Source organism: Pseudomonas sp. NPDC087358 (genome assembly GCF_044900785.1).
Taxonomy (GTDB): Bacteria; Pseudomonadota; Gammaproteobacteria; order Pseudomonadales; family Pseudomonadaceae; genus Aquipseudomonas.
Map to the genome: position 1 here is coordinate 118,813 of NZ_JBJDOA010000006.1, position 16,978 is coordinate 135,790.

Here is a 16,978-nt window from a genome sequence, read left to right on the forward strand (position 1 = left end):
CCTCAGGCCACTTGGCGAGCGCTGACGAAGGCCGCGAGGCTGTCGACGCTGGTGAAGTGGGTGCGTGTGTCCTTGGCGTCGGCGTCGATCTTGATGCCGTAGCGTTTCTGCACGGCCAGCCCTAGCTCCAGGGCGTCGACCGAGTCCAGCCCCAGCCCTTCGCCAAACAGCGTCTGGTCGTTGCCGATGTCGTGTGTGCTGATGTCTTCAAGGCCCAGGGCGTCGATGATCAGCTGTTTGATTTCCAGGTGCAGATCGCTCATCTGTGGCGAGTTCCTTGGTGAAGTAGTGATGCAGATAGTCATTGAGCTTGCGTGATGCCACAGGGGGCGGACCCAGCGCGGCGAATGCCGCAGGGTCGATGTCGTTGCCTACGCGCAAGTGAAAGTGCGGTCGACGCAGAGGGATGCGATACCAGGGTTCGGCCTTGGTCAATGTGCTGGGCGAAACATGGATGGTGACCGGGGTGACGGTCTTGGCGCCACGCAGTGCGATGGCTGCGCCGCCTCGGTGGAAAGCAGGAGCCATCCCCGGCGGGGTACGGGTGCCTTCCGGGAAGATGATCAGGGTCTGACCTGACTGCAGCAGTCCGGCGGCGTTTTCCAGCATGTCGGCGCTGCCGTCGTTGGTGACATAGCCGGTCGAACGTACCGGACCCCGAGTGAACGGGTTGTCCCACAGGCTTTTCTTGACCACGCAATTGGCATCGCGGACCAGGCCGATGAGAAACACCACGTCGATCAACGAAGGATGGTTGGCGATGATCATCTGGCCCGGTCGGCCCAGGCGATCTGCGCCTTCGATTTCATACGTAAGGACACCGGCCCTGGCCATGAACCGGATAAAGGCCCAGAACAGCCGGCTGATTGTGCGGCGAGCGCGGCGTTGCTGGCTGCACGGGTGCCCCGGCAGCAATGACAGCAGCGGGAATATGAGAAGACGCAGGCACAACCCGCCCAGCCCGAACAGGGCGAAGCTCAGTGCAGTGCCCAGCAAGCGCCAGTAATAGGCGTCGCGGCTCTTGCTCAGCGGTTGTGTAGCCAGTTCCATAGCCGATTCTTCCAGTGATGCTGCAGGGCGCCCTTTTGCGTTGACAACCCGCGGATAAGTTTGAGGGCGTGGGGCCAGTCGTCCCGCAAATGTGCAGTGTCCTTAGACTCGCAAGTGCTCAGTCCCAGCTGCCATTCGTCGCCCGGGGTCAACAGCAGCCCCATCGCATAAGGGAACGGCACATCGTCGATCCAGGGCGCATAAGCGCCTGGCGGCCGCTCCTCGGCCACGATCAGCAGTACTGCCGGGGCGCCTTCCCTGAGCAACGCTGCTGCTTCGAGTACGCCATGTTCCAACCCGTCGCCAGCAGCCGCCAGTGCGGTCATTTCACTGGTTTCGTTGCGCAGGATGGACCACAGGCCAATCACGGCGTTGTGTACCGACAGGCTGAATTGGGTCGGAGAGAGCGGTTGGTCGGTGGCCAGATCGCTGAGGATGTCGAATGTGCGCGGGGTCTCGCCGTGTCGTGACACGAATACCAGCGGCAACTGTTCACGCCCTTCAGCCAGCGGCCAGCCTACAGCGAAGGCCATTCTGGCCAGGCGACTCAGCCGTCGACGCTGCATGGCAGGCAGGAAAGAGACGTCGGGCGCTTCACCCTGATCGCACGCAATTGCCGGGTTTCGGCTCCATTGTGACCAGTCTTCTGCCGACGTCAGGCCAGGGGCCCACGCGCGCCATTGTGCGATGTTGAACATGATCACGAGTTATCTTCCCGCCCTTTAGCGGGCTTACTTCCTGGCTTCGAGAATCCGAAGTGACACCAACCATGGCGCGGCGCTAGTACCGAGTGGCGGGCATTATCCCGATGCCAAAGCACAGTGGCAAACGCTGAAACAATTAGTTTATTTACTGAAGATCTTTCTTACTGTTATGGCGGATATGGTCTGTCAGACCGAGTAGGACGAATTAGAGCGGCAAGCCCGCCTGTTCTCCTCCGGTTGTCCGATTTGTCCGAGAGGCTCGCCCTCTTGATGCAGATTGCCTAGACTCGGGACCATTCATCGGGCCGCCAGGCGGTCCTTCACTGCAAGACAGCAACAGGGAGTTCTCCAGATGCGGCGTGTGGTGTTCAATCAGAAAGGCGGCGTTGGCAAATCGAGCATTGCCTGCAATCTGGCGGCGGTCAGCGCCAGTCAGGGCTATCGGACCCTGTTGATCGATCTCGACGCACAGGCCAATTCGACGCAATACCTGACAGGGTTGACCGGCGAAGACATTCCCATGGGCATTGCCGATTTCTTCAAGCACACGCTTTCTTCCGTGCCGTTCTCGAAAAAGAACCAGGTCGATATATACGAAACGCCGTTCGATAACCTGCATGTGGTGACGGCCACCGCCGAGCTGGCCGACCTGCAGCCCAAGCTTGAGGCCAAGCACAAGATCAACAAGCTGCGTAAGTTGCTCGACGGGCTGGATGAGGATTACGAGCGTATTTATCTGGATACACCGCCCGCGTTGAATTTCTACGCGGTATCGGCGTTGATCGCCGCCGACCGCGTGTTGATTCCCTTCGACTGCGACAGCTTCTCGCGGCAGGCGCTCTATGGCTTGCTCAGGGAAATAGACGAATTGAAAGAGGACCACAATGAAGGGCTTGAGGTGGAGGGCATCATCGTCAACCAGTTTCAGTCACGGGCCTCGCTGCCGCAGCGGATCCTCGACGAGCTGATCGCCGAAGGTCTGCCGGTATTGCCGGTTTACCTGAGCAGTTCGGTGCAGATGCGCGAGTCCCATGAAGCCAGCAAGCCTCTGATTTATCTGGACCCGCGCCACAAGTTGAGTCTGCAGTTTGTCCAATTGCACGATCTGCTGGAAAGCAAGGCTTAGCGTTGAGCTTGGCCGTTTGCGCGGGCGACCCCGGCGCCTGTGCCGTCTATTGCGCCGGGGAGTCAGCCGGGCGCAGCGTTCTGCTCAGTTGCCTGGCCCGCTTGCGAGCTTTTTCGGCTTGATCCTTGGGGATGTTTATCGTCGCGTCCATGTCGGCCAGCAACTGATCCTGACTTGATATCAGCCGATGAACGCCATGCGGGCAGGCGCAATGCACGAGATGGCCATCCGTGGCGACGGCCATCAGTTGGTCAATGAAGGTCGGGTTGCCCTGAGCGATAAAACCCACCTGCTGACAGGCGGCGCACCACACCGGATCGCCCATTCGCGCAAGCCTGCGCTCGGCCCAGACTTGCGTGGACGAGGTTTGCATCACCACGCCACCGGTGGTGGTGGAGTCACCTTCTCTGATTACACATGTCATCGTTGACTGCCTCTGGATCATCCGTGAGAACGACTAACCCTAGGCGTTGAAATCGGTGTGTGTGACGGCTCGATGCGCTTTCAGAAATACCCTACAACCGAAGCAGGCATACACTTCGTGCCAGGTGGCGTGGGCTGTCAGATGCCTTGGCTCGCCAGCCATGCCGTCAGCTGCTGAAGCGGCAAGGCGCCGCTCTGCCGGGCCACTTCGCGCCCGTCTCTGAACAGAATCAGACTGGGAATCGAACGGATGCCAAGCTGTGCCGACAGCTGCTGGTTTGCCTCGCTGTCGAGCTTGGCCAGGCGGACCCGGCCGCTCAGTTGCGCTGCCGCCTGTTCAAACGTCGGCGCGAAGGATTTGCACGGCCCGCACCACTCGGCCCAGACATCCACCAGCAGCGGCAGATCGCCTTTGATCTGGCTGGCGTAATCGCCCTGCGTCAGATTGAACGGCTTGCTCAGCAACACCGCCTGCTTGCAGCGGCCGCACTTGGGCTGATCGCCCAGTCGCTCGGAGGGAATACGGTTAAGTCCATTGCAGTGTGGGCAAGGGATCAGCAGTGAGTCGGACATGGCAGGTTTTCCGCAATGGGGGGCTAATGATGGGTAAGTGGAGCCTGCAGGGCGGGTTATCAAGCGCGAATTTCAGCACTTTCTCACAGAGGCCGCCGCCTATTCGGCTTTCAGGAAGTCTTGGCAATGAATAGCCTGAACGCTCGTCTTCATTGATCGCCAGGCTGGGCCTTAAGTGCTACGTTCGTAGCACTTAAGCGAGAGGTGAAGAGTATGGTCGATAAGAGAAAACCGATGACTATGAACTCTACTATTCGTCGCCAGGGAGGTGCCGCTGTGATGACTATTCCTCCAGCGTTTCTCAAGCTTCTGGAGTTGGAAATAGGCTCGCAGGTCGAGCTGACAGTGGTAGCCGGTGAGCTTGTTGCAAAGCCTGTCGCGCAGCTGGCGCGTAAACGATATACCGCTTCGCAACTGCTCAGAGGGGCGGAGCATGTTGCAGAGCTGAACCGTGAGACCGACTGGGCCAGGGAGGGTAATCCTGCCGGAAGGGAGATTACCTGATGGTGCGCCGGGGGGCGCCTCGCCAGGGCGACGTTTACTGGATCGATCCTAATCCGGTCGCTGGTCGTGAAATGAAAGATCGTCATCGATTTGTAGTCATCACATCTCATCGAATAAACGCGCTGGGCGTCTGTATGACAGTGCCGGTTACCAGTGGGGGACGGTTTGCGCGCGAATCTGGACTCGCCGTTCTGGTTGCAGGCCATGAAACCAGCGGTATCGCCGTGTGTAATCAGGTACGCAGTTTCGATATTGAACAACGCGTTCGTTCAGGTTCGGCAAGATTCATCGAGAGTCTCGATAAGTTCACGACGAACGATATCGTGTCCAAGGTGCTAAGCGTGATTGATCTTCAAGACTAGCGATCTTTCATGACAACTAACTCAATGGATGCGCAAATTTCTGTGCTCCAGCCCTCATTCATCACATCCCCCCGCAATGCCCTCTATTACTGAACGCAGGTCTTCCCATGGCGCGAAGTACGGACCCGGACGCCTCATGAACCGGGGGCATTAGCCGAAAGAGCCCCCCGTTTGCCCGACTGGGCCTGGCCGGCTTCCAGCAATAGGTTTGTGTCCTGGGGCCGGTTTGCGCAAGGTTGTTGGCACGGCGGCCCCTGAACATTCATTGCCAGGGAGTCGCCAATGATCAGTCAGATACAGGCCGCCGTTTCCGCGATCATTTCGAATAAGCCAGCAGCCGCAACCACGAGCGAAAAGGGTGATCAGACGGCGGTGGCTGAAAGCAAGCGGGTGAAGACCGACAAGGCTAGTTTTTCCACGCTCGCCAGTCAGTTGAACGAAAGCGCGGCCAGGGCGGCCAAGCGGGACGCGGGGATGACGCACGCTGAGCTGGGGAAATATGGGCTCAATCGGATAAACGAATTTCTGCTGGAGACACCCAAGGCCAACAGCGCGACTCGGGCAATGGAGGTTCCGGCGACCAACGACCCCGAGTTGCTCGATCGCGCGCGCCAGGCCAGCGCCTTCGTGACCCGCACGCTGGCGGGAGACATGAATGCAAAAAGCCCGTTTGAAAACCTGTCGCGCGAACAACTCAATCTGATTGCCTACGACGACAGCGGCGACTTCACCCTGAACGAACGACGTGCAGCCTGGCAGGGCGTGCAAAAGATGGACGACGCCTGGCGCAAGGTTGCGATTGCCGAAGGGGTGCTTGAGCAGACCCGGACCGGCAAGGCGCCGAAGTTTTACAGGGAGGCACTGAGCTACTTCAAATCGCTGCCGACCATCGAGAAGGCGGTGGATTATCCCAAGGATGCCGAGGCGATCCTGCAGGCCAGGATCAAAACCGACCAGACCCTGCCAAGCGTTTCCGGCATCATCGAGCGGCGTTCCGCAGACCGCAAATTGACGCTTTACGACATCCTCGCCGGGATCGTCGACACTCAGAAGGACAAGGGCGCCGACCCAACCCATCCCGCGCGAACGAAAAAATTCAGCCCCAGAACATCACCGGTACCGGTGACCTTCACCGAGGCATACCTGAAAAAGCAGGCTGCTGCTCAGGGGCCCAACCCCGTCGCTCAGGTCAAACCCGAGGCGGGCAGTGGCGTTCTGCCGGTGATTAAAAACGCTTGAAGCCTTTTGCCAGGACGGCTTGCTGGTGGCGTTGCGATTTGCCGTCGCGACTAACGGCAAACCGTGCTGCTGCAAAGGGATATCGAGGTAATGGCCTTTATCAAGACGAACAACTGATCTCCAGATGCTTGCCCCAATCGGGTGGCCGTTGTGCATAACTTTCCATGCCGGGCTGTTCCTCGAAGGGCTTGCACAACACCTGATGCAGACGCTGGACTTCGCTGTAGTCGCCAAGTTCTGCGGCTTCGATGGCGCGTTGGGCCAGGTAGTTGCGCAGGATGTAGAGCGGGTTGACGGCGTGCATGCGGGCGCGACGTTGGTCCTGGCCGGTGGCAGGCTCGCGGGCGATGCGGGCTTTGTAGGTGTCGGCCCAGGCGTCGAAGCCGAGCAGGTCGACGAAATCGTCGCGCAGTTGGCTGACGGCAATCTCGGCCGATTCTTCACCCAGGCGGCGGAAGAACAGGCTGTAATCGACGCCACTGTTCTGCATCAGTTGCAGCAGGCGGGCGATGAGGTCGGCGTCTTCTTCTTCGGCTGTGGTCAGACCCAGACGCCGGCGCATGAGGTCCAGGTAATGCGCCTGATACAGCGGCAGGAACAGCGCCAGCGCCTCGCGCAGTGCTTCGACGCTGATGAACGGCGTGAGTGCCTGGGCGAGCGCGCTGAGGTTCCACTGACCGATTGGCACCTGATTGCTGAAAGAATAACGACCTTCATTGTCGGAGTGGTTGCAGATGAAATGCTGGTCGAAGTCATCGAGAAAGGCGAACGGGCCGAAGTCGAAGGTGATGCCCAGAATCGACATGTTGTCGGTGTTCATCACGCCATGGCAGAAGCCGTAGGCCTGCCATTTGGCGATCATCTCGGCCTGGCGTTCGACGATTGTGTTGAACATGGCCAGGTACGGTTCGGGCTGCTCCAGGCATTGCGCGTAGTGCAACGACAGCACGTGATCGACCAGCTCTTTGAGCTGCTCCGGCTGCTTGGTATAGAAGAAGTATTCGAAGCTGCCGAAGCGCACGTGGCTCTTTGCCAGGCGCAACACCATCGCGGCGCGCTCCTGGGTTTCGCGCCAGACCGTGGTACTCGAGCCGATCACGCAAGCAGCGCGGCTGCTGGCGATACCCAGCGCATGCAGTGCCTCGGAGGCGAGGAATTCCCGGATCGAAGACCGCAATACGGCACGACCATCACCCATGCGCGAGTACGGCGTCTGCCCGGCACCCTTGAGGTGCAGGTCCCAATGCTCGCCGGCGTCGTTGTAGATCTCACCCAGTAGCAGCCCGCGTCCATCGCCCAGCCGCGGGTTGTAGGAGCCGAACTGGTGGCCGGAATACAACATCGCGCGCGGATCGGCCTCTGCCCACAGTTTGTGGCCGCTGAACAGCTCGGCGAATACCGGCTCCCGGGCCTGTGACGGGTCCAGATCGAGCAGTGCCAGGGCGGCATCGCTGGCGACCACCAGACGCGGTTCGGCGATGGGCTCGGGCAGCACGGAAGTGGAAAATGCGTCGCCCAGGCGGGCGAAGCGGTTGTCGAAGGTCAACTCGTCGAGGGCTTTCACGGCAAAGCTCCAGCAGCATGTCCGAGCATTCTGCTGGGCTTTTTGCTGTCAGTCGAGCCTGACGTCCGGCGGCTCCGGGACATCCTTCGGCGCGACGGGCACGGCGGCGGGCTCAGCGATGCTCTTTTGCTCCGCTTCAATGGGCACCATCTTGTACTCCTGCCCCTGCATGTTCTTGAGGTAAACCTCCATCTGCCGGAACGAAATATTGATGTGCTGCTTCTTGAATTCCTTGTTGATGAAGCGGTTGATCTCATCAAGCACCGGGTTGCGGTCGCCGAGGTCGCGTACATGCATGCGCAGTTCGTGATCCAGCGTGCTTTCGCCGAAGTTGAGGAAGTAGACGATCGGCGCCGGCTCCTTGAGCACCCGTGGGTTGTCATGGGCGGCCTTGAGCAGCAGGCTGCGTACCAGGTCAAGGTCGGAGCCGTAATCCACGCCCAGCTTGAGGGTCACGCGGGTGATGGTGTCGGTCAGCGACCAGTTGATCAGTTGCCCGGTGATGAACGTCTTGTTCGGGACAATGATGTCCTTGCGGTCGAAGTCAGTGATGGTGGTGGCGCGAATGCGGATCTTGCTGACAGTCCCCGACAGGTTGCCGATGGTAATGGTGTCGCCAATCCGCACCGGGCGCTCGAACAGGATCATGATGCCGGAGATGAAGTTGGCGAAGATCTCCTGCATACCGAAACCCAGACCTACCGATAGCGCCGCCACCAGCCATTGCAACTTGTCCCAGCTGACGCCCAGGGCCGACAGGGTGGAGACGAAGCCGACGCCGGCAATGGTGTAGGACAGCAGGGTAGTGGTGGCGTAGGAACTGCCTTGCTTGAGGTTCAGTTTCGACAGCACCAGCACTTCCAGCAGACCGGGCAGGTTGCCGGCCAGCACGAACGTGATGCCGATGATCACCAGCGCGCCGATCAGATCGCCGAGGCTGATGGGCACCATGCTCATGGCCGCGCCGGTGCCGCTGGTGTATTCATACAGGGTGATGTTGTCCAGATACGAGAACACCGTGATCAGGTCCGCCCAGACCAGGTACAGCGCGCCGATGAATCCACCGATCAGGGCCAGGCGGATCAGACGCAGCGACTGCTGGTTGACCTGCTCGATGTCCAGTGTCGGCTCTTCGACCAGGGTTTCGCCTTCACCGGCTTCCTTGGCCGCCTGGCGTTTGCTCAGCGCACGCTGATACGCCAGGCGCCGCGCCGCGACGCCCAAGCCGCGGACGAAGGCGGCTTCGATGACCAGCCATAGCATCAGCAGGTAGAGGGTATCGATCAGTCGGTCACTGAGTTTCAGCGCGGTGTAGTAGTAGCCAAAACACACGGCGAGAAACAGCGCGACCGGCAGCGCGGTAAACGCCACACCCACCGCGCGGCGGAACAGCGAGGCATTCTGGTGGGTCGGGCTGGTCAGCAGCAGGCGCCCCAGCAGCCAGGTCATCAGCGCATAGCAGGTCAAGACCACGGCGATGCCGATCACGTCATCGGCCAGCGCGGAAGGCTCGTGCTCGGCGACCGCCACAACGGAGACCAGTGCCAGCACGACCAGACCCAGGCGTCGGATCCAGCCGCGAAGGAATTCGACCTGCGGTTTTTCCCAGCGGAAATGCAGCTGCGCCACGCCACCCGGCGCCAGGATGCGGTAAGCGGTGTAAAACACCAGCCAGGCCAGGGAGATCTGCATCAACGCGGCGCCCAGGTTGACGTTTTGCTCGCGGGCATCGATTTGCAGGGCCAGCGCGCAGGATGCCAACGCCAGCGACAGCGGCATCGCCAGCAGAATGTTGATAAAGATCGCCAGTGGGGTCTGCCATTGCCGATCACGCTTGAAGTGCCCGATGTCGGCGTGCAGGCGATTGAGCTTGTCGTACAGCGCCTTGCGCTTCCACATCAGGCCGCCGATCACCAACAGCAGGGGCAGGAAGATCAGTGGCCGCTGGGTCAGGCCGTCACTCAACTCGCTGACGCTGGAGGTCCAGGGCAGAGTGGAGACCTGCTTGGCCAGCCGCGGCTGGATGCGCTCGAACCATTCGAAGTCCAGTGGCTTGTTGCTGGGAATCCAGAACATCTGCTCGTCCAGCGTCTGACGCAGGCTGAGGGCCGTGCTGACCAGTTGTTTCTGGTTGAGCTGCAAGGTGATGGATTCGTTGAGCAGGGCGCTCAGTTCACGGTTGAGCCGCTCGAGCAGATCACTGCGGGTGGTCGCCAGATCCAGCAACGTTTTGCGCAGGGCGGGGGTGACGTCTTCCGGTTTCTGAGTCGCGAGCAAGGTGTCGACATAAGCGCTCGGGCTGCTCATCTGCTCACGTTGCTGATTGACCTCGAACTGATACAGGCGGATGTCGGCGATCTCGTCGGCCAGTCCGCTGTCGAGCTTCAGATGCGGCAATGCCTGCTTCTGTTTATAGAGGATCTTGGACAACAGCAGACTGCCGCTCAACACATTGATCTGCTCATCCAGCGCCTGGTCGGTCTGGGTGATGGCATCGAGCTGAGTCTTGGTCTTGAGGTTCTGCTGCGTCAGTTCGTTGAGCCGGTCGGTGCCGCGCAACAGATAGTCGGAGAGCTTGAGGTTGGCGGCGCTTTCGGTCGCCAGCAGACTGCTGCCACCCGCTTTTTGTGCTTCCAGCGAGAGCTGGGTGACGGTTTGCTGGGACTGGGCACGACGCTTGTCGTTGATCAGCGTTTGCAGGTCCTGGATTTCCTGATCCTGACGAGCGACCTTCTCGGTCAGCAGATCATGCTGACTGCCGCCCAGGTCCTGCAATTGGCTGTTGCCGGCCAGCTCCTGACGACGCAAGGCAATCAGCGCATTGATCGACGCCAGTTCGGCGTTCAACTGGTTGCGTTGATCGGCGTTGATGGTTTTGCCGCCATCCTTGCCGGACTTGAGGATACCGTTGATGGCCTGGATGCGGGTCTGGCTGCTGCTGATCTCGGCCTGCGCCCGTTCGGGGCGAGTCTGGGCTGTGATCGTCAGGCTGTTGGCATCATTGAGGGCTTTTTGCAGATCGGCTTGCTGAGTGCTGCGCTGGCTGAGCATCTGCTCAAGCTGGGGCACGTCCATGCTGGCGTAGCGTTGCGCCACCGGTATCTGGCGTATGCCTTTGAGGCGCGTGAGCTCTTTCTGGTTTTCGGCAGTCTGCCTGGGCGCGTCTGCCAGCTGTTTCTTCAGGTCTTCAAGCTTGCGCTGGTTGTCCTGCTGGCTGGCCAGGAACGCAAGCGTCTGTTCCAGCACCTGTTGCAGGCTTTTCTGATCATCGGCCGACAGTTTTCGGTCGGCGATCTTGTCCAGGCTTTGCTGGACAGCGTCGCTGCTGGGGGGAGGCGTGTCGGCGGCAAGCGCCGGGAATGAAGACAGGCATAGCCCCAGCAGGGCCGAGGCAAAAAAGGTACGCAGCGTGAACATAGACACCGGGTCGAGCCATCAGGAAAGGAGAGCAGTTTAGAGGAACAACCCGGGACCCGGGCGGCTTCCTTCGGGGAATCTGACGCCCACTTTGAGGATCTTGTTCCCCTCCATAACCGCAACTGTCCAAATAGTTCCATTCCATTCGATCTGGTCGCCCACGATTGGCGCCCCGCGATTCTTCTGAATGATGAACTGACTCAGCGGCATATCCGGATCCAGGCCGTCGAGCTTCAGACCGTACAACGCCGCGACAGCCCCCAGCTGAGCGTCTCCTTCGAGCACGAAGTCACCGAAGAAGCGCAGATCCAGACCGCGCTGCGGTGCCTGGCTGAACAGCTTGCCCAAGGCCGGAAGGTCGTGTTCGTGGCCGATGACGCATAGCAGATCGCCCGTCTCCAACACCGTACTACCCGACGGATGGAGCAGTTGTTGGCCACGAAACAGGGCTGCAATCCGAGTACCGTCGGGCATTTTCAACTCGCGAAGGGCCGCGCCGATGCACCACTTTTCTGCGCCGAGTCGGTAAACGAACAGCTCCCACTCGCTGGTCACGTGGACTTCCAGAGCCGCGCGGGAGATGGGCGCCGGATCGGGCGGAACCGTCACCTTCAGCCATTTGGCGACCCAGGGCAGGCTCGTGCCCTGGACCAGCAGTGACACCAGCACGATGAAGAACGCCAGGTTGAAGTACAGCTGAGCGTGGGGCAGGCCCGCCATCAACGGGAACACCGCCAGAATGATGGGGACCGCGCCGCGCAGGCCGACCCAGGCAATAAAGGCTTTTTCGCGACCGTGGAACACCCGGAAGGGCAACAGCCCCGCAAGCACCGACAGCGGCCGTGCCACCAGAATCATCCACAGCGCCAGGCCCAGGGCGGGCAAGGCGATAGGCAGCAAATCGTGAGGCGTCACCAGCAGGCCCAGGACCAGGAACATGCCGATCTGCGCCAGCCAGGCCATGCCGTCGAGCATGTGCAGGATGCCGTGGCGGCTGCGGATCGGCTTGTTGCCCAGCACCAGACCGCACAGGTAGACCGCCAAAAAACCACTGCCGTGAATGGCGTTGGTCAGGGCGAATACGGCCAGGCCACCGGCAATCACCAGGATTGGATACAGACCGGTCGCCAGATTGATGCGGTTGACCAGTTGCAACATCAGCCAGCCGCCGCCGAGACCGATGATGGCGCCGATGCCGAACTCCTGCACCAGATGGCCCAGCAGGCTCCAGTGCAGGCCGGTCTGGCCGCTGGCGAGCATGTCGATCAGGGTCACGGTGAGGAACACCGCCATGGGATCGTTGCTGCCGGATTCGATTTCCAGGCTGGCGGTCACCCGCTCGTTCAGGCCCTTGCCGCCGAGCAACGAAAACACCGCTGCGGCGTCCGTGGAGCCGACGATGGCGCCGATCAACAGGCCCTGGATGATGTTCAGGTCGAACAGCCAGGCGGCGACCAGGCCGGTCAGTCCGGTGGTAATCAGTACGCCGACCGTGGCCAGCGACAATGCGGGCCACAGCGCAACGCGGAAGGTTGCGACCCGCGTGCGCAAACCGCCGTCGAGCAAAATCACCGCCAGGGCGAGGTTGCCGACCAGATAAGCCGTTGGGTAGTTATCGAAGATGATGCCGCCGCCATCCACGCCTGCGGTCATGCCGACCGCCAGGATGATCACCAGAATCGGAATGCCCAGCCGCGAGGACAGCGAGCTGACCAGAATGCTCGCCGCCACCAGCAACGCGCCGATCAGGAACAGGCTGTTGATGGTCGTGGCATCCAAGGGCGGTACTCCAGGCAAAAGCAAAAAATGAAAGTGTCCGCGAAGTGACCATGCAGTCCGCGTGCCAACCGATTTAACCCGTTGAATTGGTTCACTGTCAAAGCTTTGTCTGAATGATTCGGAGAATGCGGGCAAGCGAGGCGCGGTTGGCTACCGACAGAAGGCGCATGGATCGCGGGGTTTTTTGCAGCCGCACGGCTTGGCGCGGCCGCGCTTACGCAAACGCTGGCGCCGCCAGACCGTGCTGTTAACCGATGTGTGTCGCGAGATCCCGGTGAGTCAGAACCAGTTTTCGTCCATCGACAGACACAGATCATCACGCGCCTTCAGAATCGCCAGTTCGTGATGACAGGACGGGACTTCCCAGGTCAGGAAGTAGCGCGCCGCCTGCAGCTTGCCCCGGTAGAAGTCGACGTCGGCCGGGTTGCCTTTGCTCAACCCCTCTTGGGCGCGGATCGCCTGTTCCAGCCAGCGCCAGCCGATGATCGTGTGGCCGAAGGCCTTGAGGTAGAGCGCCGAGTTGGCCAGCGTTGCAGTGACTTTCCCTTCGGCCAGGTCGCTGAGCAATTGCAGGGTCACGGCTTGCAGGCGCGCCACCAGGTGTTCGAGCGGCTGGCGCAGGGTGCTCAGCGACTCATGGGTCTGGGCGCGCAGGCAGGTGTCGGTGATCAGGCGTATCAACTGTTTGAGCCCGGCGCCGTCGTTCTGCGCCAGCTTGCGGCCGAGCAGGTCCAGCGACTGGATGCCGTGAGTGCCTTCATGGATCGGGTTCAGGCGATTGTCGCGGTAGTACTGCTCCACCGGATACTCGCGCGTGTAGCCATGGCCGCCGAGAATCTGGATCGCCAGCTCGTTAGCCTTCAGGCAAAACTCCGACGGCCATGATTTGACGATGGGGGTCAGCAGGTCCAGCAACTCATGGGCCAGCTTGCGTTGTTCCTCGGACTCGCCGGTCTGGGTGTCGTCAAACAGCCGCGCAGCATACAGCCCCAGGTCGAATGAACCTTCGACGTAGGCTTTCTGGGTCAGCAGCATGCGTTTCACGTCCGCGTGGCGGATGATCGAAACCGGCGCGCTTTCCGGGTTTTTGCTGTCGGGGAGGCGACCCTGCGGGCGCTCCCGGGCGTATTCCAGCGAGTACAGATACCCCGCATAACCGAGCATCACAGCGCCCATGCCGACCCCGATACGCGCCTCGTTCATCATCTGGAACATGTAGCTCAAGCCCTGATGCGGTTTGCCAATCAGGTAGCCGACGCACTGGCCGTTGTCGCCGAAATTCAGCGCAGTGGAGGTCGTGCCGCGCCAGCCCATCTTGTGGAACAGCCCGGCCAGTAGCACGTCATTGCGCTCGCCGAGGCTGCCGTCGTCGTTGACCCGAAATTTCGGCACGATGAACAGCGAAATGCCCTTCACGCCGGCAGGCGCATTCGGGAGTTTGGCCAGGACCAGATGCACGATGTTTTCCGACAGCGGATGGTCCCCGCCGGAGATGAAGATCTTGTTGCCGCGCAGGCGATAGCTGCCGTCTGCGGCCGGTTCGGCGCGAGTACGAATATCCGACAGCGATGAACCTGCGTGGGGCTCGGTCAGGGCCATGGTGCCGAAGAAACGCCCCTCGATCATCGGTTGCAGGAAGCGTTGTTTCTGCTCGGCGCTGCCAAAGTTTTCGATCAGATTGGCGGCGCCCATAGTCAGGAACGGGTAAGACGTCGACGCCGCATTGGCTGACTGAAAATGCGCAAAACAGGCTTGCGACAGCAACGTCGGCAGTTGCATGCCACCCGCCTCGAAATTCCGCGCGGCATTGAGAAAGCCCGCCTCAAGGAACGCATCCACCGCAGGCTTGACCTCGGGTATCAGCACCGCTTCGCCATTCTCGAAGCGCGGCTCGTTTTCGTCGTTCTTGCGGTTATGCGGGGCGAAGTATTTCTCGGCGATGCTGCGCGCCGTGCCGATCGCCGCATCGAACGTCTCGCGGCTGTGCTCAGCGAAACGCTCGCGCCGCGTCAGTGCTTCGGCATCCAGCACTTCATACAACTCGAAAGCCAGATTGCGGGAACTGAGCAGCGTCTCGGACATGGCGGCATCACCTCATATTGGATTGCCGTGAGTCTAGGTGGGTGAGGTGGGGGTGAACAGCAAGATTGATTTGGGTGATGGAGGGGTAGAACGCGACGAGGGATAAAACCGGTTGTGGGTAAGTTTTTCGTTATAGGCGAAACCGCCGTCCGTATCTGGCAGGCGGGGATGCTTCCTACGTTATTAAAAGAAGCGCCCGGCAGTTATATACGCATGTACTGGGTCTACGATGGACATCGTTGTGAATTGAAGGGGCTGAAACAATGGTCAGGTTAAATGTGTCCGCTGAAAAGGTTTTTTTGGGTTGGGGTCTGTTTGATGCAATGTACATTGCCAGATATATCTTCATAAGTCTTAGTACAGATAGAGTTCCTTATGTTGAAGATTTTAATGGCGGTCTTGAGTTGCTCGAAGCGCAAGGAGAATATTCAAAAGTGTTCGCCGTGATGGTTTGGGGTTTTGAACTTTCTATCCTTCTGAGTTGTGTGTTGTTCATTGCGCGATGCGGCGCAGCAAGGTGGGTGGCCTGGTTTCAGATACCGTTCAGGCTGATATTTCTCGTTCCCTCGGTTTCGATCATATTCATGGGGCCCGATCTCACGGAAGGATATGATATTGGCTTGCTCCTGTTATTGCTTTTTTCATCTGAATGCTTAAAGGGCTGGACTCTGTGGCGGACTCGAAAAAGCCCTTTGTCGTGGTGATTGATTCTGTAGAAGCCGGATTGCTGGCGAACCGGGCGTGTCAGTCTATGTGCCACTGCCCCAGCGCATTCGCCAGCAAGCCGGTTCCTACAGTTCGCGTGAATCTGGGGTCAGCGCACCTCCAGCTGATCCAGCGACTGGTCGACTACGGCTTCGGCTATGTCGATCAGGTGTACGACGGAGAACGCCAGGTCGCGTTTGACGCCGCTGAGGTTCTCTGCGCTTTCACAGGCTGTGGCCATGGCGCATCGCAGCAGGCCCGAGGCGTGGGCCAGGGATTCTTCGAACGATTTGTTGGGTGGGTCGGGGGGGGATTTTTGGTGTATTCGCTTGACGCTTTACAGAAACCGCAAGAACGATCAAATACTTCGCGGATTCGTTTGATAACGTTGTTCTGACTTCAAGGAGCATCATGATGCTGAATATCGAGAGAGCCCTGTGGTACATCGAGCTGGAGCTGGGAGCCCACCTCGATCTAGGACGTGTTGCGCGTCATTGCAACCTGTCTCCTTTTGCCCTTGCCCGTTTGTTTGCGCTGTCGACGGGCTGGCCAGTAATGCGCTACATCCGGGCTAGGCGTTTGAGCCAGGCGGCGCTGACCTTACAGCAGGGAACACCTGAAATCCTGAAAGTAGCGCTGGATGCTGGTTACAGCTCCCATGAAGCTTTTACGCGCGCTTTCCGCGATCAGTTTGGGGTCACTCCGAAGCAGGTTCGTGAGCGCAAATATGAACACCTACCCTTGGTGGAGCCTCTACGCATGAAAGAAATGAATCTGATAACGCTCTCAACACCACGCTTTGAAACTAGACCCGAGTTTTTCATTGCGGGTCTGGGAGATCGTTTTACCATCGATAGGAATGAAGGCATTGTCGGTTTGTGGCAAGCGTTCGAGCCTTACATAGGGCGAGTGTCATGCCAGGTGAACAACTGGAACTATGGTCTGTGCTGTAACCCTGGAGATGACGGAAGTTTTGAGTATATTGCCGGCAGCGAAGTCTCCTGCATCAAAAATCTGCCCCCAGCTTTTCGGTACTTCAAAGTGCCACAGCAAAACTATGCGGTGTTCCGACACCTGGATCATATTTCAAAGATCCATCAGACATTCTTCACCATCTTTAATCACTGGTTGCCTGGCTCTGGTTACGCGCTTGCCGACGGCCCCGAGTTCGAACAATACAGCTCTGACTTTGACCCGGCCCAAGGCAAGGGTTACGTGGATGTGTGGATACCGGTTGTAAGAGTTAAGGCATTATGACTGTGGGTTTCGACGCCTGCTATCACGGGAATTGGGTGGGTGACTTCGCCAACCGGTTACTGATTTTTAGCATGTAAAGGCCTTTTGATTGTGATGCCACCGACGCTTCGCTGCTAAACGAAATAAGGGTGGCGGCTTTGACACGGGTTAGCAGACTGGTCCCAAAGGCCAAAAACCAGCGCACGCGAACGTG

Annotated in this window: 16 protein-coding genes; 6 read left to right on the plus strand and 10 right to left on the minus strand. The window is 59.5% G+C overall.

The genetic code is table 11. From position 1 onward, the window contains the following. Positions 1 to 2: 2 nt before the first annotated feature. Genes ACI2KS_RS15860 through ACI2KS_RS15870 form a run of 3 tightly spaced genes read right to left on the minus strand, consistent with a single transcriptional unit; the run spans position 3 to position 1,754 of the window. Entirely contained in the window at positions 3 to 263 is a 261-nt protein-coding gene (locus tag ACI2KS_RS15860) for a phosphopantetheine-binding protein (protein ID WP_404621828.1), read from the minus strand. Next, positions 208 to 1,050, minus strand: a complete 843-nt coding sequence (locus tag ACI2KS_RS15865; protein ID WP_404621830.1) for a lysophospholipid acyltransferase family protein — start codon at positions 1,048 to 1,050, stop codon at positions 208 to 210. The genes ACI2KS_RS15860 and ACI2KS_RS15865 overlap by 56 nt, the downstream gene beginning before the upstream one ends. After that, entirely contained in the window at positions 1,026 to 1,754 is a 729-nt protein-coding gene (locus tag ACI2KS_RS15870) for a beta-ketoacyl synthase chain length factor (protein ID WP_404621832.1), read from the minus strand. Before ACI2KS_RS15870 ends, ACI2KS_RS15865 begins: the two co-directional genes overlap by 25 nt. Before the next feature lie 352 nt (positions 1,755 to 2,106). On the opposite strand from ACI2KS_RS15870, the gene ACI2KS_RS15875 reads away from it, so the two are divergent. Next, entirely contained in the window at positions 2,107 to 2,880 is a 774-nt protein-coding gene (locus tag ACI2KS_RS15875) for a ParA family protein (RefSeq protein WP_404621834.1), read from the plus strand. Positions 2,881 to 2,926: 46 nt separating this feature from the next. On the opposite strand, the gene ACI2KS_RS15880 is transcribed toward ACI2KS_RS15875, so the two are convergent. Together ACI2KS_RS15880 and trxC are read right to left on the minus strand one after the other, a co-directional pair. Then, positions 2,927 to 3,304 (minus strand): PAAR domain-containing protein, encoded by a 378-nt coding sequence (locus ACI2KS_RS15880; protein ID WP_404621836.1) that lies wholly within the window; start codon positions 3,302 to 3,304, stop codon positions 2,927 to 2,929. Between the two features lie 137 nt (positions 3,305 to 3,441). After that, positions 3,442 to 3,876: a thioredoxin TrxC gene (gene trxC, locus ACI2KS_RS15885; RefSeq protein WP_404621838.1), complete on the minus strand. Its 435-nt coding sequence runs from the start codon at positions 3,874 to 3,876 to the stop codon at positions 3,442 to 3,444. Positions 3,877 to 4,089: 213 nt separating this feature from the next. On the opposite strand from trxC, the gene ACI2KS_RS15890 reads away from it, so the two are divergent. The 3 genes from ACI2KS_RS15890 (at position 4,090) to ACI2KS_RS15900 (ending at position 5,981) form a co-directional block, all read left to right on the plus strand. Further along, positions 4,090 to 4,380, plus strand: coding sequence for an AbrB/MazE/SpoVT family DNA-binding domain-containing protein (locus ACI2KS_RS15890; protein WP_404621840.1), 291 nt, complete (start codon positions 4,090 to 4,092; stop codon positions 4,378 to 4,380). Next, entirely contained in the window at positions 4,380 to 4,742 is a 363-nt protein-coding gene (locus tag ACI2KS_RS15895) for a type II toxin-antitoxin system PemK/MazF family toxin (RefSeq protein WP_404621842.1), read from the plus strand. Before ACI2KS_RS15890 ends, ACI2KS_RS15895 begins: the two co-directional genes overlap by 1 nt. A gap of 282 nt (positions 4,743 to 5,024) precedes the next feature. Continuing rightward, a complete protein-coding gene (locus tag ACI2KS_RS15900) occupies positions 5,025 to 5,981 on the plus strand; it encodes a hypothetical protein (RefSeq protein WP_404621844.1) in 957 nt (318 codons plus the stop codon). A 100-nt stretch (positions 5,982 to 6,081) separates the two neighbouring features. Here the strand turns inward: ACI2KS_RS15900 and selO are convergent, their stop codons facing one another. From selO to ACI2KS_RS15920, 4 genes are all read right to left on the minus strand, one after another. Then, complete coding sequence (selO, locus tag ACI2KS_RS15905; protein ID WP_404621846.1) at positions 6,082 to 7,545, minus strand: protein adenylyltransferase SelO; 1,464 nt, start codon at positions 7,543 to 7,545, stop codon at positions 6,082 to 6,084. A 48-nt stretch (positions 7,546 to 7,593) separates the two neighbouring features. Beyond that, positions 7,594 to 10,962, minus strand: coding sequence for a mechanosensitive channel MscK (mscK, locus tag ACI2KS_RS15910; RefSeq protein WP_404621848.1), 3,369 nt, complete (start codon positions 10,960 to 10,962; stop codon positions 7,594 to 7,596). Positions 10,963 to 10,998: 36 nt separating this feature from the next. Continuing rightward, positions 10,999 to 12,741: a potassium/proton antiporter gene (locus tag ACI2KS_RS15915; RefSeq protein WP_404621850.1), complete on the minus strand. Its 1,743-nt coding sequence runs from the start codon at positions 12,739 to 12,741 to the stop codon at positions 10,999 to 11,001. A gap of 279 nt (positions 12,742 to 13,020) precedes the next feature. Further along, positions 13,021 to 14,823 (minus strand): acyl-CoA dehydrogenase, encoded by a 1,803-nt coding sequence (locus tag ACI2KS_RS15920; protein WP_404621852.1) that lies wholly within the window; start codon positions 14,821 to 14,823, stop codon positions 13,021 to 13,023. Between the two features lie 278 nt (positions 14,824 to 15,101). Here ACI2KS_RS15920 and ACI2KS_RS15925 point away from each other — a divergent pair, with 278 nt between their 5' ends. After that, the gene (locus tag ACI2KS_RS15925; RefSeq protein ID WP_404621854.1) at positions 15,102 to 15,527 is read left to right on the plus strand and encodes a hypothetical protein; all 426 of its coding nucleotides are present in this window, start codon (positions 15,102 to 15,104) and stop codon (positions 15,525 to 15,527) included. Between the two features lie 110 nt (positions 15,528 to 15,637). Here the strand turns inward: ACI2KS_RS15925 and ACI2KS_RS15930 are convergent, their stop codons facing one another. After that, positions 15,638 to 15,853 (minus strand): DUF6124 family protein, encoded by a 216-nt coding sequence (locus ACI2KS_RS15930; protein ID WP_404622182.1) that lies wholly within the window; start codon positions 15,851 to 15,853, stop codon positions 15,638 to 15,640. Positions 15,854 to 15,939: 86 nt separating this feature from the next. Between ACI2KS_RS15930 and ACI2KS_RS15935 the strand changes: the two genes are divergently transcribed. After that, positions 15,940 to 16,785, plus strand: coding sequence for a GyrI-like domain-containing protein (locus ACI2KS_RS15935; protein ID WP_404621856.1), 846 nt, complete (start codon positions 15,940 to 15,942; stop codon positions 16,783 to 16,785). The last annotated feature ends 193 nt before the right edge of the window (positions 16,786 to 16,978 follow it).